18 protein-coding genes and 1 pseudogene are annotated in these 26,350 nt (G+C 51.8%); 2 read left to right on the forward strand and 17 right to left on the reverse strand.

Features of this window, described 5'->3' with window-relative positions:
- Positions 1-28 precede the first annotated feature (28 nt).
- From LVJ83_RS07050 to LVJ83_RS07060, 3 genes are read right to left on the reverse strand one after another with little or no spacing between them, the layout of a single operon-like run.
- Positions 29-850 carry a hemagglutinin repeat-containing protein gene (locus LVJ83_RS07050; protein WP_244783818.1) on the reverse strand — a complete coding sequence of 274 codons (822 nt, stop codon included), beginning with the start codon at positions 848-850 and terminating at the stop codon, positions 29-31.
- Between the two features lie 42 nt (positions 851-892).
- The gene (locus LVJ83_RS07055; protein ID WP_244783819.1) at positions 893-1,306 is read right to left on the reverse strand and encodes a DUF6911 family protein; all 414 of its coding nucleotides are present in this window, start codon (positions 1,304-1,306) and stop codon (positions 893-895) included.
- On the reverse strand, positions 1,303-3,330 hold the full coding sequence (locus LVJ83_RS07060; RefSeq protein WP_244783820.1) for a cytidine deaminase-like fold-containing protein: 2,028 nt from the start codon (positions 3,328-3,330) through the stop codon (positions 1,303-1,305). Before LVJ83_RS07060 ends, LVJ83_RS07055 begins: the two co-directional genes overlap by 4 nt.
- Positions 3,331-3,345: 15 nt before the next feature.
- On the opposite strand from LVJ83_RS07060, the gene LVJ83_RS07065 reads away from it, so the two are divergent.
- Positions 3,346-3,588, forward strand: a complete 243-nt coding sequence (locus tag LVJ83_RS07065; protein WP_244783821.1) for a hypothetical protein — start codon at positions 3,346-3,348, stop codon at positions 3,586-3,588.
- Here LVJ83_RS07065 and LVJ83_RS13650 read toward each other — a convergent pair.
- The 14 genes and pseudogenes from LVJ83_RS13650 to LVJ83_RS07130 all read right to left on the reverse strand — a co-directional run.
- Positions 3,538-3,762 (reverse strand): annotated as a pseudogene (locus LVJ83_RS13650) (hemagglutinin repeat-containing protein); the annotation flags it as partial. The gene LVJ83_RS07065 and the pseudogene LVJ83_RS13650 sit on opposite strands and share 51 nt — an antisense overlap.
- A gap of 63 nt (positions 3,763-3,825) precedes the next feature.
- Complete coding sequence (locus LVJ83_RS07070; RefSeq protein ID WP_244783822.1) at positions 3,826-4,311, reverse strand: SMI1/KNR4 family protein; 486 nt, start codon at positions 4,309-4,311, stop codon at positions 3,826-3,828.
- A gap of 11 nt (positions 4,312-4,322) precedes the next feature.
- The gene (locus tag LVJ83_RS07075; RefSeq protein WP_244783823.1) at positions 4,323-5,348 is read right to left on the reverse strand and encodes a hypothetical protein; all 1,026 of its coding nucleotides are present in this window, start codon (positions 5,346-5,348) and stop codon (positions 4,323-4,325) included.
- A 120-nt stretch (positions 5,349-5,468) separates the two neighbouring features.
- A complete protein-coding gene (locus tag LVJ83_RS07080) occupies positions 5,469-5,768 on the reverse strand; it encodes a hypothetical protein (RefSeq protein WP_244783824.1) in 300 nt (99 codons plus the stop codon).
- Positions 5,769-5,776: 8 nt separating this feature from the next.
- Positions 5,777-6,883, reverse strand: a complete 1,107-nt coding sequence (locus tag LVJ83_RS07085) for a VENN motif pre-toxin domain-containing protein (protein WP_244783825.1) — start codon at positions 6,881-6,883, stop codon at positions 5,777-5,779.
- A gap of 15 nt (positions 6,884-6,898) precedes the next feature.
- On the reverse strand, positions 6,899-7,276 hold the full coding sequence (locus tag LVJ83_RS07090) for an Imm41 family immunity protein (protein ID WP_244783826.1): 378 nt from the start codon (positions 7,274-7,276) through the stop codon (positions 6,899-6,901).
- Position 7,277: 1 nt separating this feature from the next.
- Positions 7,278-8,105 (reverse strand): toxin C-terminal domain-containing protein, encoded by an 828-nt coding sequence (locus tag LVJ83_RS07095; protein ID WP_244783827.1) that lies wholly within the window; start codon positions 8,103-8,105, stop codon positions 7,278-7,280.
- 27 nt (positions 8,106-8,132) lie between these two features.
- Positions 8,133-8,492: a DUF7674 family protein gene (locus LVJ83_RS07100; protein ID WP_244783828.1), complete on the reverse strand. Its 360-nt coding sequence runs from the start codon at positions 8,490-8,492 to the stop codon at positions 8,133-8,135.
- Between the two features lie 2 nt (positions 8,493-8,494).
- Positions 8,495-10,222: a VENN motif pre-toxin domain-containing protein gene (locus LVJ83_RS07105; RefSeq protein WP_244783829.1), complete on the reverse strand. Its 1,728-nt coding sequence runs from the start codon at positions 10,220-10,222 to the stop codon at positions 8,495-8,497.
- Between the two features lie 420 nt (positions 10,223-10,642).
- The gene (locus tag LVJ83_RS07110) at positions 10,643-10,900 is read right to left on the reverse strand and encodes a hypothetical protein (protein ID WP_244783830.1); all 258 of its coding nucleotides are present in this window, start codon (positions 10,898-10,900) and stop codon (positions 10,643-10,645) included.
- Positions 10,897-19,809 (reverse strand): two-partner secretion domain-containing protein, encoded by an 8,913-nt coding sequence (locus LVJ83_RS07115; protein WP_244783831.1) that lies wholly within the window; start codon positions 19,807-19,809, stop codon positions 10,897-10,899. Before LVJ83_RS07115 ends, LVJ83_RS07110 begins: the two co-directional genes overlap by 4 nt.
- A gap of 47 nt (positions 19,810-19,856) precedes the next feature.
- Entirely contained in the window at positions 19,857-21,593 is a 1,737-nt protein-coding gene (locus tag LVJ83_RS07120) for a ShlB/FhaC/HecB family hemolysin secretion/activation protein (RefSeq protein WP_425316030.1), read from the reverse strand.
- Between the two features lie 411 nt (positions 21,594-22,004).
- Positions 22,005-22,847, reverse strand: coding sequence for a KPN_02809 family neutral zinc metallopeptidase (ypfJ, locus tag LVJ83_RS07125; protein ID WP_244783833.1), 843 nt, complete (start codon positions 22,845-22,847; stop codon positions 22,005-22,007).
- 147 nt (positions 22,848-22,994) lie between these two features.
- The gene (locus LVJ83_RS07130) at positions 22,995-23,396 is read right to left on the reverse strand and encodes an RNA-binding S4 domain-containing protein (protein ID WP_244783834.1); all 402 of its coding nucleotides are present in this window, start codon (positions 23,394-23,396) and stop codon (positions 22,995-22,997) included.
- Positions 23,397-23,958: 562 nt separating this feature from the next.
- On the opposite strand from LVJ83_RS07130, the gene LVJ83_RS07135 reads away from it, so the two are divergent.
- Positions 23,959-26,349 (forward strand): TonB-dependent receptor, encoded by a 2,391-nt coding sequence (locus tag LVJ83_RS07135; RefSeq protein WP_244783835.1) that lies wholly within the window; start codon positions 23,959-23,961, stop codon positions 26,347-26,349.
- The last annotated feature ends 1 nt before the right edge of the window (position 26,350 follow it).

Genomic DNA, 26,350 nt, shown 5'->3' on the forward strand with positions numbered 1-26,350 from the left:
GCCTCTGAAAAGGTCAGCGCGTTGGCGGTCAGCTCGGTGGGGTTGTGGCTGCCGGCATCAAGGCGCTGGCGGCGGTGTGTTGCAGGCGGATATCGCCCGCGGTCGATTGCAGAGTGAGGTTGCCGCCGGCGCTGAGGGTGTTGCGCCGGCTGTCGGCATAGCTTTGGTTTTGGCTGGCATTGGCGGTTTTAAAGCCGACGCCGGCTTCGGCTTTGGCCAATACCGCACCCTGCTGCAAATCATCAGGGTTGACGGCCACGCCGTTTTTAAGGGCATCGGCGGCAACTTTGGTATTGCGGGCGGCGGCATCGGTGACTTTGCCGACCGCATCGTAAAGCTGATAGCCCTGTGCGGCGGCGGCCATGCCCTGTAGGGCGCGGGTGCGGTCGCCGGCGTTGCTGTCGACGGCATCTTCAACGGCATAGGCCAGCTCGATCAGCGGCGAAGACACTTTGGCAAAGGTGCCGATTTTAACGTCGCGCTCGGATTGGTGGCTGCTGCCGCGGTTGTAATCGTCGAGAATGTCGATATTGTTAGCGGTGATGTTGATGTCTTTGGCCGCCGCCACGTCGGCGACTTGTTGAGTATAGCCGGCACCGGCCTGCATATTGACGTTGCCGCCAAGACTGCCGACTTGTGATTTGACTTGCTCGACTTGGCTGCTGTGGCTGTCTTGACGGTTTTTCATCCAACCGCTGAAATATTCGGTGTCGGAGATTTGCGCCGAGCCGATGCCGCTGCCCACTTGGGTTTCACTGAGGGATTGGCGGTTTTGGCCGGACAGGATATTGATGTTGCCGGCCGCATTGAGGTTGAGATTGTTTTGGGCAACGACGGTGCTGCCGATCACATCAATATCGCGCCCACCTTACGGCTTGCTAAATTTGTTCGATTATTTCATAATACTTAACAATAAGTTGGTATCATCTATGAAATTAATCAATAAATTCCTAATAATATTTACATTTTTTGTTGTGAATTTACTTGAGTAATAGTGCCCCCCTATAATCACCTCCTTTCTATCATATTCCTCATTCTCAATCCAGTTTTTTACATCTATATCACCATCATCTGCATATATACTCAATAGCGGTAAATAAATTCCTGAATCATATTCTACAGTAAGTTCAAAAATTCCAGTTTCAGGTTCAGGAACAATACTAATTTTTATTACCCCTCTAGTATATTCCAATGTTTTTATTAGTATTTCATTAATAATTTCTTTTGTTGGATTTGTAAAAACTGGAAATTGTATTCGTTCATTTGCCAATGAAATTCCATATCCACCAAAACTTAATTTTTTCATTTTTTTTCCTTTATTGATTTCATACCTGGTTGCCAATAATAACTTTTTGTCTTGCCAGTTAGATTATCTATCGCTTTAATTGTTAATGTTTTCAAGCCTGCAATTTCGGCGGCTACCGCAATATCTCCTTTGCAATAGCTACAAACATCTTTACCTATAACTTCCATACTCATGCTGGCATTTTTAGTTTTACCAGCATTATAAGCTTGCTGTATGACCCCAATTTCAGCGTGAGAATCTGCTAATGTATTATTAGGTCTATTTTTTCCATCCTTTGCAATTTTTGCGTTAACTCTATCTGCAATTAAAGTATGTGTTCTGGGAGAGTTAATTTTTGCAGTTTGATTAACATCGTAAAAGTAATCTTTCCCAATAGATCCTTTCGCACTTACTTGAACAGGTTGATCATTTCTGATAGGTAGAATGGACTGAGGTTTGCTACTTCGTATATTTGCCATTTTACCTCCAGCCGTCATTTCTGTTTGAAAACGCGCCTCCTCAAGTGTTTTGCCATCCTCAACAGCCCATTGTTGCTGTACCTTAACAAAACCCGTATCACCGTTGTGTATGACCAGGTTTGAGGTCGGCAGCCAGTCTCTTTGTTCTGCCCGAAGAAATTCAGATCTATCATACGAGGGGAGCACGGATACGATACCCTGCATTTTACTTGCAATGGTATACAGAAGGCCTCGTTCTTCACTTCCTTTTGGCAGTTTGGCTGCGGCAGCTTCCATTTTTCGGCTGTCAGCTTCGTATTCTCGCTTCAGATTTGCCAATGCCTTTTCTTTGATTGCATGGCTCATATTACTTTGTCGTATTTTTTGCTCTTCTTGGATAAAGTACTCAATACTATGGGCACCGGATTGCTTAGTAAGTCTATCCAACAGCGCAATTTCTGTTTTAGACAACCAACCTTTTTGTTTGGCAGTTTGAGAATGTAACCAGTTATTCTCAACCGCATTCTGCGCCACCACACCGCCAATTTGCGCATTCAACCCGGAATCACCGCCTATACCGCCTACAAATGCGCCCACCGCCGCACTCAAATCACGGATGGTGGTTTTTTGCTCCTCTGAAAGCAGGTTCGGATGATTGGCTGCTTCTTTGCCGGCCAGAACTTCTGTGATGACTTTGGCTGTGGCTTCCGCACCTGCGCCCGCCGCGGCACCTGCACCGAAATCGCCGCCGTTGCCCGCGGCTACGATGCCTGCCAGCAGGGCATGGCTTAACAGTTGTGCCGTTTCATTCGGGTTGCTGCCGTTTTGGCCGAAGGTTTGGCCGATGGTTTCGGCGGCGTAGGGGGAGAGGGTGTTGGCGGCCGTCTGAAGGCCGTTCTGCCCGCCGAGGGCGCCGGTGACAACGGTGGAAACGGCATTGAGCGCGCGGGCTTTGCTGCCGCCGATGCCCCAATCTTTGGCGGATTGTTGAGCCTGATTGTATTGTTGTACGGCGGCTTCGATTTGAGCGGCATCGTTGTTTTTGATGGCCGTCTGAAGCTGTTCGTAGGCCTGTTGTTGCGCTTTCTGCGCTTCCGCCGCCATATTCCCGCTAAACGTGCGCACGGCTGAGGTGATGTCGGCGGTGGCGGATGCTGCGGCCTGCTGGTTGTGCAGAATCTGTTGGATATCGGGCAGGGCAGCCAGTTTTTGATGGGCGGTTTCGGTGTCGCTGTTGATGCCCAATGCTTGGGTGGTGGTTTCTTGACCGCCGATATTCAGACGGCCTGCGCTTAAAGTAGCACGGGTCATGCTGCTGTCGCTGCCGCTGTCATATTGGGGCAGGGTCGGGCTGTAGCCGGGGCCTTGGCTGATGCTTTGGCCGGCTACGGCGGATGCTTGGCCGAGGGGGCTTTGTTGGAAGGCTTCGCTGCTGCTGAGCCCGCCGCCGTAGCCGCCGCTCAACCCCACATTCGTTGCTTTGTAGCTGCTGTGGTTTTGAATATCTTCAAAGGTCAGCGCGTTGGCGGTCAGCCCGTTATTCTCTTTCGCCGCGGTCGAGGCAATCGCGCCGCCTTTGAGCTGCACGCTGCCGGCGTTGATGTGGTAGCCGCCGTCGCCGGCAAACAGGCCGGATTGGGTGTGGACGGTATTGCTGCTGCCCGAAGCTTTGCTTTGGTTGAAATTGCCGGAAGCTTCCCAGGCGCTGCCGAGGGCGATTTGTATTCTGGCACCGGCGCCGCTTTGTTTGCTGGTTTGCGACAGCGTATCTTGCACGCTTTCGATATTCAGACGGCCTTTAACATCGGTATCGATGCGGTTGGCGGTGACGGTGGCGCCGCGTAAAGTGGTGTCGCCTTGGCTGTTGAGGCGGATGTGGTCGGCTTCAAGGGTGATGTGGCTTTCGGCAAGGTAATAATTTTTGCCTTTTCTATCACTGACCTCGCCGTAAATATAGACGCCGACGCAAAAATAAGAAATGCCGTTTGAAAAGATTGTTTTCAGACTGCTTGATTTCATTGAAGTAAAGATGAAATAAAGCCGTGTGGCCAATAAGTGTCCACCCTATGTCCGTTTCGCTTGTTAGATTTCATTAAGAAAATCGGGATTTTCAAATAATTTGTAGATAAAGCTTTGAATTGAAACTGCTAATGGAGTTTCCATATCCCATATCCAATATACTGGCTGTTTAGGCTTATCTACATCTCGTATATCAAAACAAATAAAATACTCACTAAATCTTTCAAAAAAAGGTATTTGATATGGCTCAAGAGTAAATTCAGGAGATACTTGTTCAGACTCTCCCGTCAATATATCTACAATAGATAACGGATCCATAATGCGATTATCTGACCCTGTGCGTATACTCTCACTTTTACTAATAGTAAGAAAGCCATAACCAATTTCGTTCCAGAAATTTGATAAATCGGACGGTATCGTAATATGTTTTGTTAATTCTAGAAAGTCATTTTCTGGAACTTTAAAAAACAAATTTTTATTTACCATAATCGGTATATATTCATCACTATCTTTCATAATGATTGAAGCATTTTTTATTAGTTCAAACATTTATCTAATCCTTATTTTCTCTGAATATTTCTTAATGGACCATCCCAGCGATGAATACCCCCTTGGTGTTGGTCCGGGTATCTTGCAGGAGTGATATTTTGCCAAATATTACCACCATTATTTTCCAAAGGCTGAATATGATGTACATCATATTTGGAGCCTACTCGTTTTATGATTCTTCCAGTTTTTGAAGATATCACAGGCTCAGTATAGGTTGGCCATTTTAGCCCCGTATTTACTTCCCACTTTTTAATTAAACTTTCCCTCTTTCTATTAAACTCAGTTCGTCTCTGATGAAGTGTTTGTGATGACGGTGTAAATACACCATTAGCCCTAATATAATCAGTTAATCCTATTCTCTGAGAAAATTCAATTTTATACCCAGTTTGAGCTTGAATGTCATTTAAATACTCCCTGATGTTAAGTGCTCTGTTAACAACTTGGCCAGGGGTACTATAACTCTGATAAATGCCATTAAATCTGGCAACATATTCAGCCTGACTCCTTCCTCTCGGCTGTGTTCTTAAAAATTCAGCAAATGCTCTCATTTGAGCAACTTCAGCAGAGGTAACAATTCCCCTGCCTTCGGAGTCTACATTTCTAGCTGTTGGAAATCCGTTGAAATTAGGAATAAATGAGCGGACTTGAGCAAATTGAAGATTGTACGCAGCAATGTTGAGGTCATTGCGTATTAATTGTGGCGTTCTAAACCCGCGCCCAGCCTGGTTGTTTTCAGCAGCATTCTGCCCAATCACTCCCGAAATCTGCGCATTCAACGCCGCACCGCCGTTTCCGGTCGCGCCGACGATGGAGGCAATCACACCGGTAGTCGATTTGATTTCGTCTTTAATGTGTTCAGGCAACAGGTTGGGGTTGAATTCACCCGTTTGCGGGTCGATGGCGGTGTAGCCGTCGTTATATTGCTGGCTCAGATATTGCGCGGCTTTTTCGGCTGTAACCGCTGCCGATCCGCCGCTTAATGGGTCGCCGCTGTTAATATAGCTTAAGGTTGCGCCCAAGAGGAAGTGGCCGACCATTTGTGCGGCTTCGTTTTGGTTTTCTCCGTGGCCGAAGGTGTTGCCGATGGCGGCTGCGGCGTAGGGAGACAGGGTGTTGGCGGAGGTTTGCAGATTGGTTTGGCCGCCGAGAATAAGGCCTTAATCTTCCTCACTCCAATATGGTAAATTATCCCATCCCAATAAAAAGAATAATGATGAAGCTATAAAAATAATTCCCATCTGTTTTAAACTAGATAAATCTATTCTGCCAATTAGAAAAATTATTAGTAAAAATTCTAATTGGAATATTATAAAAATAAATATATTAGCTATAATTAATTGACTTTTATTTCTTATTTTAAAAAACTTTTTAATTAGAAATAAATTAAAATATACTATAGCTGGAATTAAAAGAGCTATTCCGTATAAAGTTCGTCTATTTTCTTTAAATTTAATCATAAAAATACCTATTTTTTCTGTATATTCTTTCTCATATCTGGAACTTCTATAAGAATGATATCTCTTTTTTCTAGAAACTTTGATGCAGTCCCACTACCTGCTTTTCCCACACCATATTGAATATATAGAGATGGAATAATAAGGCTATTCTTCATTATTTTATTTGCTTTTAAATCATCACTTCTTACATTAGACCATTTGAACATACTTTCAGAAGCCTTGCTTAAGCCTTTACCAACTAAAATCCCTAAACTTGCATCATAAGATAAATCAGATACTTTATATGGCTTACCTTCTATAATTACTGTAGTAATAACACCTTGGCCAACAGAAGATAAAGCAGCAATAGCATAAGATTTTCCTCCAATTGCTACAATAGGCAGTGCTAAAGAACCGTATACTAGATTTTCAACACCTGTATGTTGTCTTAAGCCATATCCTTGCAGATATTTATTAACTTCTTTATTAGCTTCTTCAATTGTTTTTCCACTTTCCAATTGTTGCTTGTAAAGTGATACAGCTCCTTTTAAGGATTCAACTCCTACATTTCCTCCCATCAAAGATTCGTATCCACTTAATTGGTTATTCTCAACCGCATTCTGCCCAATCACCCCGGCAATCTGCGTATTGAGCGCTGCACCGCCATCACCGGTTGCACCCACCAAAGCCGCAATCACGCCCGTGGTGGATTTGATTTCGTCTTTCACGCTTTCGGGCAGCAGATTCGGATTGAATTCGCCCGTAACCGGGTCTCTTGCGGTTTGGCCGTCGTCGTATTGCCGGCTCAGATATATTGCGGCTTTTTCAGCGGCTACGGCTGCGCTGCCGCCACTGAGTGCATTCCCGCCGTTGATGTAGGCCAGGGTTGCGCCTAAGGCGAAATGGCTGACTGCTTGGGCGACTTCGTTTTTGTCGGCGCCGTGGCCGAATTGTCGGCCGATGGCGGCGGAGGCGTAGGGGGCGAGGGTGTTGGCGGCAACCTGTATATCGGTTTGGTCACCGAGCGCGCCGGTAATCAGGGCGGAGGCGGCATTTAATGCGCAGCTGTTGCTGCCGCCGATGCCCCAGTCGCGGGCTTTATTATAGGCCGTCTGAAAGTTTTCGCTGTTGTTCAATAGGAAATTGGTTTCTCAGCTTCGTGAGTAATTGAAATCATAATGCTCAAATTTTATATCTTCCATAAATAAAGACGATAATAAAACTTTTATTCTTTCAAATCTATCATAAATATCAGCTTCTGTATTTTTACAATTTACTGAATTAATTGAAAATAGTTGCCAATTTGGAACCATTAGTAATTCTACTATTCTCATAATTCCAATCAAAATATCTTGAGGTAGAAATTTTTCTTCATTATATTTTTTTGATATTTCTAACAAATCCTGTTCTAATTTCCAATATTCATTATCATCCCATGCACCATAATCTAGCCATTTTCCAATAAAAGAATCCTCATTGTATTCTGTATAGTAAGTTATATTTCTATAAAAATCCTTGAAATTGCTCATATTAGTCTCCAATTTTCTTTAAATTTAAATCAAAAGTTCCATTTCGAGTATTTTTTGAATTCAATTTTTCAGGGCTAGAGGCTTCCTTCCATGCTCCACCAATATGGCCATCAACGTCTCTTGTTATATAGCTATTATCTTTTTTAAAAATTACGGCACCTGATTTAGTTCTGAAATTAGTTTTTATATATCCAAGAGATTTTGCTGCTTTAGCAGCCTCTGTATCAGTTTTAAATACAGGCCCGGAAAATTTTCTAGTGGTCGCGCTATCTTTAGCCTTCCACTGATTGCCAACCTTAGATTTCCCAATACTCCCAATCATCCCCACTGATGCATACATTGCCGCTTTTGCATGGTCGATAACTTCTTTATCGTTCATGCCGCGGAAATCAAGAACTTTGCCCAGTACGCCGTTACGGTAGCCGTCTGCGGTTCGTTTCAGGAATGCAGGGTCTCGTTCAACAATCAATTGGTCAAGATTGTTTCTCAAATCTTGTCGGGTAATTTCATCACGGCAAATTTGATTACTGCCACAGATTAAGTGTAAAGCTTCTTTACCCGGTTTGGAGGGGTCGATGCCGGGATAATTGTCGCTTTCAGTGATGACTGCCCAGTCTCCTGATTGCGCTTTACCAATCTCATTAGCACAGGCTGTTGTTTGCGGATTAGTCGTGCAAATGTCAATGAGTTTGGCTCGTTGGTAGGCATCAAGGGCAGCAAAAGTATTTTTAACATCGATACAAGCCTTATGTTCCGATATTTGAAGGCTGAGAGTTTTTTTAGTTACTGTGAAATTCCACACTTGCGTTAATGAATAGGCTATTTTCACCCACCCATAAAGAAGGGCATTTAATTTCTAAATATTTTCAAAATTTATCCAGTCATTAATATATTTTAACGATATGTGATCTAAATTATTTTTAATTAATGGCCAAGAGTTGTTTTCTTTTGAGTAGTTATACATGGATTCTAATAGTCCAGTAGCAATATAGTTTTTAAGAACTTCTTCTCCATTTGACATGCCATCTTTAATGTAAGCAAATATATATATACGATCATTTTTGGAAAGTTCTGATAGGTTTATTGCTATTGTTCTACCTATTTCACCAAAAAGCATTACTGGTAAATCATCTCCCCATTCATCAATGAAATTGTTAATTGCAAGTGATATTTGAGATATGGTTTTAATTTTTTTTAAAAATTGATCGTGATTCATTTTTATTTTCCTTTAAGTGCATTTTGAAGATCGCGTAATATGTTCTTGGCAGTTGACTGATCGCTAAATGATGCTTCAGGATTTTTTGCTAACCATCTTTCTAATGCTACAGAATAATTTTTAGCTTTTTCGCTATGTTCTCTACCACCAACCTTGGTATTATTTTTAAGTTCATAACGAACCGCATCAGCTGTACTTCCACTACCTATTTTTGCATTGTCTCGATATAAATCATTAACAATTTTTTTAAGGGTGGGATCTTTTACTATAGGTTTAGACATTTTGGTAGTTAACTGGTCAGCTAAATTTCTGCCACTTACGCTATCGGCTTTCCCCTCAGAGGTACTGTATTTTACTTGGTTATTTACTTTGATATCTTTGGTACTACTCGGCAATTTTGATTTGGATACCGTATTCGTGGAGCCTTTTAGATTTCCTCCATGGCCAGCAACGGGCATTTCCGTTTGAAAACGTGCCTCCTCAGCGGTTTTGCCATCCTTAACTGCCCATTGCCTTTGAACAGCAGTAAATCCGGTATCGCCACTATGAATAATCGGGTTTGATGTTGCCAGCCAATCTCGTTGCTCCGACCGAATAAACTCTGATTTTTCATACGGCGGAATGATAGATACAATCCCCTGTATTTTTCGGGCAATATCAAACAATATCTCCCGTTCTTTACTTCCTTTCGGAAGTTTGGCAGCAGCCGCTTCCATTTTTCGGCTGTCGGCTTCGTATTCTCGTTTCAGATTAGCTAAAGCTTTTTCTTTATCAGTACTAATCATCCTGCTTTGACGAATTTTCTGCTCTTCTTGAATAAAATACTCAATACTCTTTGCACCTGATTGCTTGGCAAGTTTATCCAGCAGTGTAATTTCCGTTTGGGACAGCCAGCCTTTTTGTTTGGCAGTTTGGGAATGCAGCCAGTTATTCTCCACCGCATTCTGCCCAATCACTCCCGAAATCTGCGCATTCAACGCCGCACCGTTATCTCCCGTTGCACCCACCAAAGCCGCAATCACGCCCGTGGTGGATTTGATTTCGTCTTTCACGCTTTCGGGTAATAGGTTGGCATTAAACTCGCCCGTTTGCGGGTCGATGGCAGTTTGACCGTCGTCGTATTGCCGGCTCAGATATGTTGCGGCTTTTTCGGCTGCAACCGCTGCCGATCCGCCGCTTAACGGGTCGCCGCTGTTAATATAGCTTAAGGTTGCGCCCAAGAGGAAGTGGCCGACCATTTGTGCGGCTTCGTTTTGGTTTTCTCCGTGGCCGAAGGTGTTGCCGATGGCGGCTGCGGCGTAGGGAGACAGGGCGTTGGCGGCGGTTTGCAGGTTGGTTTGGCCGCCGAGTATGCCGGTGAGCAGGATGGTGCCTGCGTTCACTGCGCGGGATTTGCTGCCGCCTATGCCCCAGTTTTTGGCTTCGGTGTCGGCATTGCGGTAGGCTTCGGATTCGCTGCTTAAGACGGTTTGGCGTTCGATGTCGCTCAGTTGGCTGAAAGCTTCGTAACTGCCGTCATTTTGGGCTTTCAGACGGCCTTCGTATTCCGCTTCGGCTTTAGCCCGCTCTTCGGCTGCTGCCTGTTGGCGGTTGCCGCTGAAGGTACGCGTTGCGGATACGATGTCTGCTGTTGCTTTCGCTACAATCTGCTGCTTCTCGGTAATCGCGGCTAAATCGGGCAGGGCGTTGACTGCTCTGTGGGCGCTGCTGCTGTCGCTGTTGATGCCCAATGCTTGGGTGGTGGTTTCTTGACCGCCGATATTCAGACGGCCTGCGCTGAGGGTGGCACGGGTAATGCTGCTGTCGCTGCCGCTTTCATATTGGGGCAGGGTCGGGCTGTAGCCGGGGCCTTGGCTTATGCTTTGGCCGGCTACGGCGGATGCTTGGCCGAGGGGGCTTTGTTGGAAGGCTTCGCTGCTGCTGAGCCCGCCGCCGTAGCCGCCGCTCAACCCCACATTCGTTGCTTTGTAGCTGCTGTGGTTTTGAATGTCTTCAAAGGTCAGCGCGTTGGCGGTCAGCCCGTTATTCTCTTTTGCCGCGGTTGAGGCAATCGCGCCGCCTTTAAGGTGCATGCTGCCGGCGTTGATGTGGTAGCCGCCGTCGCCAGCAAACAGGCCAGTGATTCGTTATTGATTGCCATCGAATTCCCTTTAAAACTCTGCTAATAAAAAAATTTTATTAGATACAGACTTTTTGATGTTTTTATCAGTTTCTAGGCCTAAATCATTTTCTTCAATTTCTGTTAATAGTTGAAAAATTTCTTCTTCGCTTGCATTGGCATGTAATAAAGTTAAGATTTTTTTTGCATAAGTTAAGTATTCGTCTTTAAGTTGTGGGTTCTCGTTTATCATAATTGGATCCCAATGATTAAATAGTATGCTATTAATTTCATTTAGAATATTTTTCATTTTACTCTGTCCAAAATATTGTGGATATTCTTATCAAAATATGACTTTCCATATGTTGTAACTAGCTGCCCATTTTTATTGATTACTACCGCTGCGTCTTGTGAGAGAAATAAAAATCCTCCATTACTTTGTTTGAGAATTAAACTAGGGTTTTGTACGGTGTCTATAACTTGGCTTGAAGTTACTCCTCGCTCTATTTTTCTATCAATATAATGTTTTCTTAACCCTGAAATTTGTATATTGGGATTTTTAATTACTACTCCTAACTTGCCAAAATTTTGCCCATGCAATTGTAACTCTTTTTCCTTCTGAGCTAACTGCCTAAAATTATTCGGCAATTTTTCAGCATTTCTCGCCAATTCCAGCAGCTCCTTGGCTGCCTTCAAATCCCCCGTTTCTTTGGCAGCCTGGTAAGCTTTCCTAAAGTCACCTATGTATCGTACTTTTTCTGCCTGTTTCAAACCCGGCATGGCAAAAATGGTAGCGATAGCGTACTCGGAAACCGTATCCGCTTCTTTAAAATCACGAATAGTACCGACAACTGACAAATCCCCCAAAAACTGAGCAACTGCATGGGTAAGCTTGGTGTTGGCTGCAATTTGCTCGGGCGTATAGCCGCTAGCCATCAACACGGCGGCATCAGTAGAACTGTATTCCTGATTATGAGCATTTTTGGCTTCTTGGCTCATACCGTATTGCTGAAGATAGCCAACGCTTAATCCGCCCATGGCTATTGTGGCTTCCCGTTTCAAATTCAGGCATTGGGTGGATTGGGCATTCTGGCAAGCAGTTAAAAGGCGCAAGTCTCTTGCGACATCAAGGGCTTTTAACTTATCTCTTTCTGCACAGGCTTGTGTCAAGCCGGCTCCTCCATTACAGGCTTTTCCCAGCTGGATTAGGCGCTCGACTTCAGGAGACGAAAGCCAGTTATTCTCGACCGCATTCTGCCCGACCACACCGCCACGCTGGATATCTGCCGCTGAGCCGCCGGAGAGGCCTGAAGCCAATGCGCCCACTGCCGCACTCAAATCACGGATGGTGGTTTTTTGCTCCTCTGAAAGCAGGTTCGGATGGTTGGCTGCTTCTTTGCCGGCCAGAACTTCGGTGATAACTTTGGCAGTCACTTCCGCACCTGCGCCCGCCGCGGCACCTGCGCCGAAATCGCCGCCGTTGCCCGCGGCTAGAATGCCTGCCAGCAGGGCATGGCTTAACAGTTGTGCCGTTTCATTCGGGTTGCTGCCGTTTTGGCCGAAGGTTTGGCCGATGGTTTCGGCGGCGTAGGGGGCGAGGGCGTTGGTGGCCGTCTGAAGGCCGTTCTGCCCGCCGAGGGCGCCGGTGACAACGGTGGAAACGGCATTGAGCGCGCGGGCTTTGCTGCCGCCGATGCCCCAATCTTTGGCGGATTGTTGAGCCTGATTGTATTGTTGTACGGCGGCTTCGATTTGAGCGGCATCGTTGTTTTTGATGGCCGTCTGAAGCTGTTCGTAGGCCTGTTGTTGTGTTTTCTGCGCCTCTGCCGCCATATTGCCGCTGAACGTGCGTACGGCTGAGGTAATGTCGGCGGTGGCGGATGCTGCGGCCTGCTGGTTGCGCAGAATCTGTTGGATATCGGGCAGCTCGGCGAGTTTCTGATGGGCGGTTTCGGTGTTGCTGTGGATGCCCAGTGCTTCTACTGTGGTTTGCTCGCCGCCGATATTCAGACGGCCTGCGCTTAAAGTAGCGCGGGTGGTGCTGCTGTCGCCGCCGCTTTCATATTGCGGCAGGGTCGGGCTGTAGCTCGGGCCTTGGCTCATACCTTGGCCGGCCGTGGCGGAGGCTTGGCCGAGGCTGCTTTGTTGGAAGGTTTCGCCGCTGCTGAGGCTGCCGCCGTAGCTGCCGCTGAGGGAAACGCTGAAGGCGTTATAGCTGCTGTGGTTTTGAATGTCTTCAAAGGTCAGTGCGCCGGTGGTCAGCCCGTTATTCTCTTTCGCCGCGGTCGAGGCAATCGCGCCGCCTTTGAGCTGCACGCTGCCGGCGTTGATGTGATAACCGCCGTCGCCGGCAAACAGGCCGGATTGGGTGTGGACTGTATTGCTGCTGCCCGAGGCTTTGCTTTGGTTGAAATTGCCGGAAGCTTCCCAGGCGCTGCCGAGGGCGATTTGTATACGTGCACCGGCGCCGCTTTGTTTGCTTTCTTGCGACAGCGTATCTTGCACGCTTTCGATGTTCAGACGGCCTTTAACATCGGCATCGATGCGGTTGGCGGTGGCGGTGGCGCCGCGTAAAGTGGTGTCGCCCCGGCTGTTGAGGCGGATGTGGCCGGCGTTCAGCTCGGTGGGGTTGTAGCTGCCGGCATCGAGGCGGTGGCGGCCTTTGGTGGCGCCGGCTTCGGCGTAAACATAGATGCCGGTTTGCGCGCCCACTGAGGCGCCGACGCCGACGGAAGCGCCGAAGCTGCTGTTTTTGCCGTCGCTGTGTTGGCTGCTGCGGCCGGATTCGAGGCTGATGTCTTTTGCCGAATCGAGGCTGAGGGTGCCGCCCGCGCTGGCGGCGGTGTGTTGCAGGCGGATATCGCCCGCGGTCGATTGCAGAGTGAGGTTGCCGCCGGCGCTGAGGGTGTTGCGCCGGCTGTCGGCATAGCTTTGGTTTTGGCTGGCATTGGCGGTTTTAAAGCCGACGCCGGCTTCGGCTTTGGCCAATACCGCACCCTGCTGCAAATCATCAGGGTTGACGGCCACGCCGTTTTTAAGGGCATCGGCGGCAACTTTGGTATTGCGGGCGGCGGCATCGGTGACTTTGCCGACCGCATCGTAAAGCTGATAGCCCTGTGCGGCGGCGGCCATGCCCTGTAGGGCGCGGGTGCGGTCGCCGGCGTTGCTGTCGACGGCATCTTCAACGGCATAGGCCAGCTCGATCAGCGGCGAAGACACTTTGGCAAAGGTGCCGATTTTAACGTCGCGCTCGGATTGGTGGCTGCTGCCGCGGTTGTAATCGTCGAGAATGTCGATATTGTTAGCGGTGATGTTGATGTCTTTGGCCGCCGCCACGTCGGCGACTTGTTGAGTATAGCCGGCACCGGCCTGCATATTGACGTTGCCGCCAAGACTGCCGACTTGTGATTTGACTTGCTCGACTTGGCTGCTGTGGCTGTCTTGACGGTTTTTCATCCAACCGCTGAAATATTCGGTGTCGGAGATTTGCGCCGAGCCGATGCCGCTGCCCACTTGGGTTTCACTGAGAGATTGGCGGTTTTGGCCGGACAGGATAGTGATGTTGTCGGCTGCATTGAGGCTGAGGGTGTTTTGGGCAACGATGGTGCTGCCGATCACATCAATATCGCGCCCGCTTTGCAGCGCCGCCGCCCCGCCGACGGAAAGGCTGCTGCCGGTGAGGTGGTTCAACGCGCCTTCACCTTGGCCGCGCTCGTTGAAACTGCCCAGCGGCATCAGGTGGTCGCGGTTGTCGATGCTCAAACCGCTGCGGCGGCTTTGGGCGCTTTGGTTTTGACCGTCGGCGGCAAAGCCGAGGCGGATGCTGTCGCGGGCGGAGAGCAGCGCATCGCCCTCGGCGCTGATTTGCGCGCCTTCGCTGCGGATGCCGCCTTCGGTGGCGATAATGTTCAGGTGTTGACCCGCCGCCAATTCGCTCACCACCGCTTGGGTGCGGCTGTTGTTTTGTTCGGCAGATGATTTGCTGCGCCCGCCGCTGACCACCAACGGCGTCATCGCCGCCTGAGCGGCTTTGAGGGCCGCCAGATCGCGGGCAAACCAAGTGCCCACGGCGCTGCCGCTGTTTTGGCTGCCGGCCATGGATTGGTCGTAAGCGGTTTTGGCGGCGGCAATGGGGTTGTAGGTGACCCCGATGCTGAGGCCGCTCTGCTTGCTTTGCTGCTCGCTGCGGCTGCTGTCGGTGATATACGCCGCATCAAGGTTGACTGCGCGGCCTTGCAGGTTTAAATCGCCGCCGGTATTCAGACGGCCTGCGCTGATGTTGAGCGCGTCGCCTGCGAGGAGTGCGGTGTTGCCTGTGCTGCTGCCGATTCGGCTGAGGGTGAGGCTTTGGCTTGTGCCGTCTTGTTGCAGGCTGTGGCGGGATTTGCTGTAGCCGACGGCAGCAACGCCGTTTGCAAGCGAGGCAGTGAAACCGGAGCGCTTACGCTCGTGAAACTCATGATCCGAATACGCATTCTCAGCCGCGGTGATGTTGACATCATTGCCGGCCGTCAACACCGTGAGGCCGTCTGAAACCACCCGGCTGCCGCGCACATTTACATCCTGCCCGGCACGAACCACCACTTCCTTACCCTCGATGCTGCTGCCGACCGCTTCATCATGTTGGCGGCGGTATTGGTCGAGCGAGGTTGTTTTAGAAACCATGCTGCGTGATTCGTTGTACAGCGAGTCGTCTAAATCCAGCGTTTGCCGGCCTTCGCTGATGTCGACATTGCGGCCGGAGAGGGTGGTGCGGCCGCCGTCGCCGGCAATGCTGCCTTGGCGGATGGTCAAATCATCTTTGGCCGAAATCAGAATATCGCCCGCCGCACCGATAACGGTGCCGGCTTCCGAAGTTTGGGCAACGTGGCGGTGGTTGCGGTCGGAGAGTTCACCCTGTTTGCTGTGGGATGAAAGCTTGGCGGTGCCTAAATCGATGTGGCCGTCTGAAACGATTTGCGTTTGGCCGTTGGCGGCTTCGTTGCGCAGATTGGCGGCGACGAAATCGATATTTTCGTTGGCTTTGAGGCTTAAGCGGCCGTCTGAAGCGTTGTTGACATACAAAGCGGCGACGCGGTCGATTTGGGTTTGGCCGTTGCGCTCATCGCCGCCGGTGGCGGTGGTGGAGGCGATGCGGAGGCGGTCGGCTTCGACGGCGAGGAGGGTGTCGGCGGAAACGGTGCCGCCTTCGATATGGACATCATCGGCGCGCAACCCGACCTTGCCGCCTTGGATAAGGCCGCTGTTTTTAATATCGGTTGCGGATAAGTCGACCACTTTGCGTCCGGCCAGCGTGCCGCTGTTGATGATGCTGCCCGCGCTGTCCATCGCCAGCTTGTCGGCACTAATCAAACCGCCGTGGGCCGTGAGGTCATCAGGTTTAACGGTAAGATAGACTTTAGGCGCCAATACTTCGACGGTGCTGCCGTCAATCAGGGTGAGGGTTTGGGTTTCCAACCAAACGATGTCGCTGGTCAAACGGGCGATTTGTTCGGCGGAAAGCTTGATGCCGGGGCTGAGTTGCTGCTCGCGGGCAAAGGTAATGCCGGCGCTCATCAGGGCTTGGTATTGCGCTTCGTCGCTTTGGTAGCCGTCGAGACGGCGGTAGCCGGTGAGGCGGGCAATTTGCTCGTTTATCAGCTTTTGCTCGTAATAGCCGTCGCCCAAGCGCTTGTGTATATTGTTGGGGTCGATATTGAGGGCGTTGAGCATGTAATCGCTGCCCAGCCATTGCTTGTTGTTGGTAAAGGCGGGGTCGGTTTCCACCCAATAGGCGGGGTTGGCCGGGTTGACGGTGTAGAGGCCGGAGGCGGGCAGCTTGGTGTCGGTGTTTAGGGTGTTGATGGGGGCAGTGCTGCTGCCGCCGCCGGTTACGGTGCTTGGGCGGGTTATGGCTTGGGCGGCGGTTTTTTCAGGTGGGGGTAGGGCGTTGCCGTATTCCTTCACTTCGGCCGTCTTAAGCTCAAAGTCGGGATGGCTATCCGGCGGGCTGGGAATGTGGCCGCTTTCTTTGTCGAATTCGATATGCCGGTCGCCTCTGAAACCGTGTTTGTCGTAACTGCCGCGCCGCAGCATGCCGGTGTTGACGGTGCGGACGGTGTCTTTGTCTGCCTCGTTCCGGATATTTCCCTTACCTAAAATCGCACCGCCGCTCAGTATCATACTGTTGTGGTTTAGCCAATTGCCTTCGGCTTGCAGGTTGCCGCCGACCAGAATGTGGGCCGGGCGGTTGTCGATGATTTGCTGCTTATAAACGTTTTGAACGTAATCGGCTTGGTAATATTGCTCGACTGCGTATTTGTGCAGCCATTGTTCGGGGCGGCCGTCGTGGTAGATAAAGCCGAAATCATGTTTTTCTTTGCGGGTGACGCCGTCTTCGCCTACCGTAAAGAATGGCTCGGCTTCTCCGGCTTTGGTATAGGAAACAATATGCTTGCTGCTGTCTAAATATTCGCGGGTGCGGAAATGGTTGTTTAGGTTTTGCAAGGATTTAACGCCGATTCGCGCGTCTGCGCCGGCTTCAATCGTGGCGCCGGCATTCACCAAACGATCAGCCAAACCCTGCGCCTGATGGCTCTCGTTTAATTCGAGGCCGATATTCAAACTGCCTTCAGAGGAAAGCTTCGCGCCTTCCTGATTGGTGATGTCTTTGGCTCCAATCGCCAAATGCTCGCGCGCGGCAACGGTTGCCGCTTTGGTTTCGCCGTTAACCGTTTCTTCCCGGTTCACCAGCTTAGCCGCTTCAATGCCGACCCAATCACCGTATACGCGCCCCGTACCGATATTCGATACGGTGCCGCCTGCTTCCAGCAGGGTGAGGCCGTTGCTGTTGATGAGGCCGCGGTTGGTGATGTTGTTGGCTTGAAGGTGCGTGTCGCTGCCGGATTGGATTTGACCCGTATCCGTATTGTTGATGCGCCTGGCTTCCAGCCGCACAAAGCGGCCGCCTGCCAAGGTGTGGCTGTTGTTGATGTCGCCTTCGCTGCTTAAGCGCAAGCCTTGCCCGGCGCGAATGTCTTGTTCGGCGCTGAAGCTGTCTTTGAGGTTGAGCGACAGATTCTGATTGGCCGCCAGCGCGCCTTGTTTGGCTAAGGTTTTGGCTTGCAGATCGAGGTTTTGCCCGGCAAGGATTTCGCCGGAAGCGTTGTTCAGCGCTAAGGTTTGCTGGTTGCCGTCATGGATTTTGACGTCTTTGGCCGAGCTGATGAGGCCGCTTTGGTTGTTGAGGCCGTCTGAAACCTTGAGTTCGGTTGCCTCATCGCTGCGGATTTTGCCTTGATGGTTGTTAAGCTCGGTTGCTTCGACTTTCAGACGGCCTGTGTCGATTTGGCCGTTTTGGTTGTCGAGGGTTTGCACGGCACGGATGAGGGCATCTGGTGCGGCGGTTTGGCCGCTTCGGTTATTGAAATTTTGGCTGTTGATGCGGAGGCTGCCGGCCGATTGCAGTGTGCCGTTTTGGTTGCTCAGCGTTTGGGCGCGGAGGATGAGGCCGTCTGAAGATAAGAGACTGCCGCTGCGGTTGTTGAGCGTGTCAACCGCGATGTCGGCGCTGCCGCTGCGGATGCTGCCGTTTTGGTTGTTTAGCAGGCTGCCTTGTGCGCTCAGGCGGTGAAGGTTTAAAACCCCCTGATTGTGCAAACTGCGGCGGCTGCTCAAAGCGACGTCGCCGTTGGCTGTGATTCGGCCGCGGTTGTCGAGGCCGTCTGAAACGGCGATGCGGCCGGCGGCCAATGTTAACGGTGCAGCGGCGGGCGCGGTTTGGGTGCTGCCGTTACCGGCCGCGGTGGTGGGGGCAGGGGTGTTGCTGCTGTGATTGTTATTGCCGCTGCTGTTGTCGTTATCGTTATCGTTGTTGCCGCTGTCGGCCGGTGTGGCGCCGATTAAGCCGCTGCTGTGGTTGCGTATGCTGCCGGCACTGACGGCCAGAGCCTGCAAACCGGTTTGGGTAATCGTGCCGCTGTTGTTCAGACGGCCGGTTTCGATGTCGAACCGGGCGGCGTTGATGCGGCCGCTGTTGTTCAGATGGCCTGAATTGCGGATATCCAGCCCGCCGGCAGCGGCCAGCAAACCGCTGTTGTTGAAAGAGGCCGTCTGAATATTGGTGCGCCCTTGCGCGGAAATGCTGCCGCTGTTATCCAATGCGGTTGCTTTGACGGTAACGGCGGCACTGTCGGCGGCACCTTGGGTGTTGTTTGAGGCCACCATGCTGCCGCTGTTGCCGATGTTGCCGTCGGCGCTGAGCGTTACCCCGCCGGCAGCGGCAAAGATTTGCCCGGCATTGTGGATACCGACGCCTTTGTCGGTGCTGATTAAGGTAATCTTGCCCGCATACATGCCGCCCAATGCGCCGGTATCAATGGCGACTTTGGCGGTGTCGGCTGCGGGCGGGAGGCCGTCTGCAACAGCCCCGGGCACACCGTCGGCGCCCATATCATGATTACCTGCCGCCACTTGCAAATCATTCGCCCAAATGCCGGCATTCACCGCGGCGGCCTGCGCCAGAATGCGGGTGTAGTCGGCACCGGCGGTATCCAAACCCCTGCCCTCTACCGCCACACGGCCGCCGCGCACCCGGAAGCCTTCCAGATGACCGTTGTTTAGCAGCGGTTTGCCTGTGGTGAGGGTGACCCCCGCCGCATTGATAAAGCCGCCGCCGTTCACCCGAATCCCCGCCGGGTTGGCCATCACCACCTCTGCGCGGCGGCCGGCGACCTCGATATAACCGTTGAGCAACGACGGATTGGCGCTGTTGACTTGGTTTACAATCACCCGCGCTTCGCCGCCGGCCAGCCACGGATTACCCTGCACCCAACCGCCCAGCTGCGTTTGCACGTTGCGGCGGCTGTTGTTGAGCACCGCCCCTTTGCCGTCGACATCGAATTGGCGGTATTGGTTGACCGACACGCCGCCGGCAGAGGGCGTTTGAATATTCACCTGCGGCAAACCGTTGGCCGTTTGCAGCACGGTCGGCTGCTGGTTTTGAGGGGCGGATTTGTCGGCGCCAATACCGGCGGCACGGGCAGGAAGCACCAGCGCCAACCCCAAAGCCATCATCAATGAGAAACGCCACAGCGGCAACCGGAATGAGGCTGCCGCCGGCTGCGGTACGGCACCGCCGCCGTCTTGCGCAGACTTGCCCGCGCGGGCGGCGTTTTCAGCAACGGCAACCATGATGCCGCGTTTTTGATTGAAGATGACTTTGTAGAGGGTTTTGTTCATGGCGGTTGACTGGCGGTAAAAGATGAAATCAAAACGGGCCGGCTGCTTTAAAACGAATAATTCAAGCTGAAGCCCAAGACGGTATCGGCCGTCTGAAAGTGGGCGGGCTTTTTAAAGGGCTTGCCGGCAAAGACGTCGTAATAAAGATTGCCGCCAAGCTTGAACTGCCCTTTGAGGCCGACCACGCCGCCGGCCAGCGTTTGCCCGAGCAGGTAAGACGCGGAGCGGCCGGATACGTGCCCGACGTCGGCGCCGATGTAGGCCAGATGGCCGGGGCGGTATTGCCAACCCACATCGTTGCGCCAATACCAGCCGCGCTCGGCCGCCAGCGTGAGTTCGCCGTCAAAGCCGCGCACGCTGTAACGGCCGCCGATGGCGAGTTTGTCTTGCTGCACCAGCGGAGTTTTGTTCCATTGGGCATGAATGGATGTGTCGTAGGCAAACGCTTGCCTGCCGAGGGTGAAGGGCAGGTTGAAATCGGCATCGGCAGTGATGATTTTCATGCGCGAAGTGCCCTCGCCAAAAGCTTCTTCCGGCGAGGGCAAGCTGCGGTTGGCACCGGTGCCGCGTTTGTAGGCGGCAGCCAGATTGAGGGTGGCGTTGCCGAGATATTCTCTATGACTCAGACCGATTTGCCAACCGGCGGTTTGGCGGCGCTGCACACCGATTTCGGCATCATTGATAAAGCTGTATGACGCCTGTTTCCATAATTTCAGCGTGGCGTGGCTTTTGCGGCGGCCATCACGGTAGAGCAGGCGGGTGAGGCCGAGGTCGGTAGTGAAGCGCTCGCCGTTGTAATCGTAGTTTTCACTGTCGCCCGCCACCGCTTGATGATAGCGGTAGCGGTTGTGGTTAAACGCCCACAGCCAGTTGCCGAACGGCACGGAATAATGCACGGCCAGCGATTTGCTGCCGCTGCCGGTGGTGCGGCCGCCGGCATCGGTATAACGGGCTTTATGCCCCAAATCACGGCCGTACGACAGATAAAACAAATCGCTCAGCCCCAGCGGATTGTCGGCCGAAAAGGCGACATTGCCCTGATATTTGCCGGTGGCTTTGCTGCCGGAATCGTCGATACCTAATGAGAGGCGGTAAGGCAAAGTTTGCTGTTGCCAGTGCACCACCACATCGCTTTCATCGGGCGCAGTGCCCGGCACAATTTGGATATCGGCTTCGGCAGTAGGAATACGCTTGAGGTTTTCCAGACCCTGCTCCAAACCGCGTAAATTCAGGATTTGGCCGTCTGAAACGGGAAATTCGTTTTGAAAAGCAGCAATGCGCCCGGCAGTGCTGCCGGGGCGGTCGGCCCCTTCGATGCGGAGGGTGCCGATACGGCCGGGAATCACCGTTAACACCAATACGCCCGTTTTTAAGTCTTGCGGCGCCGCCAGAATACGGGTGGTGGTGTAGCCCTTGGCAATCACGGCATTTTGCGCCAAAGTCATAATATGGTTAATGCCTTGCGCCCCCAAACACATACCCGGCGTAAAACCCGATTCAGCCAGCGCCTGCTTGAGGGCGAAACGGAAATGTACAGCTTCATCACCCTCAAGGCGGATTTGCCGCACCGCAAAGCAGGGCGATTCGGCTTGCGCTAAAGAAAATGTAGCCCCCGGTTGTGCCTGTGTTTCATCCAAACGGACATCGGCGTGGGGCTGCATCTGTTGCTGTAAGTGTTGTTGGCGCTGCTGCTCGCGTTGGAACTGCTGTTGCTGCAAACGCTCGGCCTGTATTTGGGCTTCGGGCGGGATATCTGCGGCGGCCGGATGGGGCGCCAGGGTCATCAGGCAGCATAGGGCAACGGGCTTGAGGCGCGAAGACATACTTGTCATATTTGTTGGGATTGGTTAATAAAGTATTAAGTTATGATATCTAATATTTATGTGACGGTAAAAGGAATGATTACTTTTTAGGGGATGAAGTGTTGTATTATTGGTTCATAATGAAAGCAGAGGTTGGTTTTCTGCCGGTCTGAAGCCTTGCAAAATACGGTTTTATTGACCCGCTCACAAAATAATCTGACCGCATTGGCTTATTTTTTAAATGAGCATTGTGTTGGAATGTGCCCAAGCATTGTGTGATTCAGGAGCAGATTGATCAGGCAGATTGAAATGAATATTTGGTTGGAAAGGCAGTTGGCAAAGATATCAGGCCGTCTGAAAATAGCTTCAGACGGCTTTGGATTTGAAACGGTTTCAGCCGGCGCTGAAGGTGTTGCATTGGTTGATGTCGCCGCTTTGCAGGCCGCGTTTGAACCAGGCCAGGCGTTCGGCGGATGAGCCGTGAGTGAAGCTGTCGGGCACGGCGTAGCCTTGCGATTGTTGTTGCAGGCGGTCGTCGCCCACGGCTTCGGCAGCGCTGAAGGCTTCTTCGATATCGCCGCTTTCAAACAGCTGCTCTGATTCGGCATGGTTGGCCCAGATGCCGGCGAAACAGTCGGCCTGCAATTCGAGTTTCACCGATAAGGCGTTGGCCTGACGGCTGCCGGCGCTTTGTTGGGCTTGGTTGACTTGCGGCAGGATACCGAGCAGGTTTTGAACGTGGTGGCCGACTTCGTGGGCGATCACGTAGGCAAAAGCGGTGTCGCCGGATGCGCCGAGCTTGTTGCGCATGTCTTCATAAAATGAGAGGTCGATATACACTTTGCGGTCGGCCGGGCAATAAAAAGGCCCCATGGCGGCTTGGCCGGTGCCGCAGGCGGTTTGGGTGCCTGCGGTGTAGAGCACCATGGTGGGCGGGGTGTAGCGGCTGCCGTTGCGGGCGAAATAGTTGCTCCAGGTGGTTTCGGTATCGGCCAGCACCACGCGTGCCAATTCGTTGAGCTGGGCTTCCTGCTCGCTCGGCAGGGTGCTTTGCCGGGCGGTTTGGGTGCCGACGGCCGGGGTGCCGACAATGCCCGACAGGTCGACGCCGTAATAGGCGCCGACCAGCAAAATGATGATGCCGAGTATGCCGGTGCTTTTGCCTCCGATGCGGCGGCCGCTTTGGCCGCGGCGGTCTTCTACGTTTGAGCTTTGGTTGCGTCCTCGCCAGCGCATAGCGGGTATCCTTTGGTTGAAATCAAACGGTTGGTATTATACGGCAGTTTGTTTGGGTGTGAGTGGGTTTGCATCATGCGGCGGGTTTTCGGGCCGGATGGTTGTCGCGTTTTTCAGACGGCCTCGGGTGTCCGGACACCCTCGGGGTTACCAGTCGCCGCGTTTGACTTTGTCGATTTGGCGGCGGTCGCGTTTGGTGGGGCGGCCGTCGGGGTAGGCGGCGCTGCTGCGGCCGGCTTGGTCGAGCAGTTTTTGTTGTTCGCGCAATTCGGCGGTTTTCATGTCTTCCTGATAAAGTTGGCGCGCTTCAGGCGCCGGGCGGCGCTGGTGGTTGAGTGCGAGCACTTTGATTTTGTAGGGCAGGGAGTTGAGGGTAAGGTCGATGATGTCGCCTGTGCCGATGTTTTTGCTGTTTTTCACTTTGTCGCCGTTAACGCGCACACGCCCGAGCTCGATGTGTTTTTGTGCCAGCGAGCGGGTTTTGAAAAAGCGGGCGGCCCACAGCCATTTGTCGAGCCGCATGGCGGTATCGGTGTCGGATGATTTCATATTCGTTTTTTGCGGCACTGTAGGGTATTCTGACCATTCGGTTTATGGGGGGCTTTTTGCCTCTGAAAACGTATCTGCTGGGTTAAAAATGCCTCGCAAGATGTCTGATCTTGCTGCGTTTTTTTGCCCGGAATCTGCATTTTGGAAGCAAAATCCCCTCGTAAACGACTACATCAAAACACCCTAGTGCGTTGCCGATGGGTGGAAAATCTTATTATAGCGGAACTGTTTTGTCTTCTCTATCGCAATGCCGTCTGAAACGGATGCGGTTTGTGTTTGCCGGCTTGCGGGCTATGGCCGATACAGAAAAGCGGCAGGGTTGATAGGCAGTATGGTGTTTATTAAAAATATTTGAGGCCGTCTGAAATATAGATATTGATTAATCTGTTGCTTTTTTGTTTTGAATTTACATGCAATTTTAATATAAAAATATTTTATTATTAACAATTAAATTTTAGTATGTAAAAAGTAGTTATTAAGTGTTATGATATAACATATTTAAAAATACCGGTGCGGGAATTTTCCGGTTTGATGAATCATCGGCGAAGGGTCACAATTTATAATGAGACGTTTAAAACATAACAAAATAGCGCTGAATGTGGCGGCGGCTTTGATGTTGCTGCCTGTTGCGGTTTATGCGCAAGATGCGGCGGAAACGGCGCTGTTGCCGGAGGTGGAAGTGTTGGGCACGAGAGCGGTATCTTCGGCCAAAGCGAAGTTTATGGGCACGAAAACGGTGCTGGAAGGGGTGCAGTTGCAGCAAAACCGCGCGCCGACTTTGGGCGGTGTGGTCGAAAAAACGGCGGGTGTGCAAAGCGAGCATTTCGGGCCGAACTCGGGGCGGCCGGTGGTGCGCAGTTTGTCCGGTTCGCGCGTGCAGGTGCTGGCCAATGATTTGTCGTTGCAGGATGTGGCGGTGATCAGTGGTAATCTGCCCGCGCAGATTGAGCCGTTTATGGCTGAAAAAATCGAAATTATCAAAGGGCCGGCCAGCGTGCTTTACGGCGGCAGCGCTATCGGCGGCTCGGTCAATGTTGACGATGGGCGAGTGCCGGTAAAAATCGGCGATAAGCGTTTCAGCGGCAAAATTGATGTGAGCGGAGGCATGAATACCCCCAACACGCAGATGTTCCGCCTCGACGGCAACAACGGCAGCAATTGGGCGTGGCATATCGATGGTTTGCGGCGGCAGATTTCGTCTTACCGCATTCCGGGGCGCACGAAGGCAGATGTGTGTTATGACCCTTCTTTGGCAGGCAGCCAAACTGCTCTGCGTGATATGTGTCAGATGAATATGAAACTTACCCGCGGCGGCATCAACCCTGCATGGTATCCTTATTTAAACAAATATTTTATCGATAACCCCGATGAGCTGGAAAGTGAAATCGACCGCTACCACACCCGGCCGGCCAACCATTGGGGTGTGCCGAATCCGCCGAATCCGGCTTATGTGCCCGGTTCGCCACCGAATCTGCCTGATATAAAAGGGCCGCTAACCGATATGGTGGCCGTGCCTCACGGCAGGATTCCAAACAGCCATCTGAAAACCCAATCATTCAGTGCGGGCACGAGCTATATCAGCGAAAAAGGCTATGTCGGTATTGCCGTCAACCGCTACCAAACCGATTACGGTGTGCCCGGGTTTGCCTACGATGGCGGCTGGAGCAACGGCGTGGTGAAAAATATCGGTTGGAAGCCGGCCAATATCCGCGCCCGGCAAACCCGTTGGGATGTGCGCGCGGCATTAAACGAGCCGCTGCCCGGCATCGAGCGTATCGGCTTGAGCTTGGGCTATGCCAAGGCTGAAAACGGCGATTATTTGGGGGAATTTCTGTCTAGCGGTCTCAACAGCACCAGCAAGCAGATGCGGGTGGAAGTGAGCCATGCGCCGCTGGGGCCGTTTTCCGGCACATTCGGCATGGCGGCAAATCGCCGCATTATCGACAGCAGTGGCGAAGATGCCTATATGCCGAGCGTTAAAAGCCGCGAGCAGGGGTTTTTTGTGCTGGAAAAAGCTAATTTCGACCCGGTAAGCATAGAGATGGGCGCACGTTGGGACAGTATCAAACACGACCGCAAGCCTGATGATTACCGCGCCGGGCAAGGCTGGGGAAAATATCACGACAAACCGCACCGCTTTGCCCTGCAAAACTACCATGCCGCCCTGCAATGGCACATCAGCGACACTTGGAATGTCAAGCTGCAACGCAGTTGGTCGGAACGCGCACCGGAGGTAAACGAGCTTTATGCCAGCAACCGCCATCTGGCCACATTATCGGTGGAAGAGGGCAATGCCGGGCAGCAGAAAGAAAAAGCGATCGGCTGGGAATTGAGCAGCAGCATGGAGAGGCAAAACTGGCAGGCTCAAGCCACTTTATACCGCAACGAATTCCGCAACTACAGCTATTTGGGCTACACGGGGTTGTCCAGCAGTCTGCCCGGTGCCGAAAGGCTGCTGGTACGCCAATGGCGGCAGCACGACACGACTTTGAGCGGTATGGAGCTGAGCATGCGCTACCGTTTCTTAAACAATCGCAGCGGCCAATGGTTTGTCGGCGCATTCGGCGACTGGGTGAAAAACCGCCCCAAATACCATGAAAACAGCCCGACACAGAGCTTGGCCGGCAACTATATGCCCGGTATGCCCACATCACGTTATGGCGGCGAACTTGCTTGGGAACGTTCGGGCTGGCGGGCTGCGGTCGGCGCGGTGCATTACACCCGTCAGAAAAAAGTGGGCAAAGTGATTGATAACGAGCCCGAGTTACCGGGCTATACTTTGGTGGATGCGCATCTGGCTTATGCCCACAGCAGCCGTTACGGCGACTGGGAATGGTATCTCGACGGCAAAAACCTGACCAACCGCGAAGCGCGCCCGTTTAACTCGCCGTTGAAATACCTTTCACCCTTGCCGGGGCGCTCGCTCACAGCCGGGGTGAGGGTAGGCTTTTAGA

It is taken from the genome of Uruburuella testudinis (genome assembly GCF_022870865.1).
GTDB lineage: Bacteria > Pseudomonadota > Gammaproteobacteria > Burkholderiales > Neisseriaceae > Neisseria > Neisseria testudinis.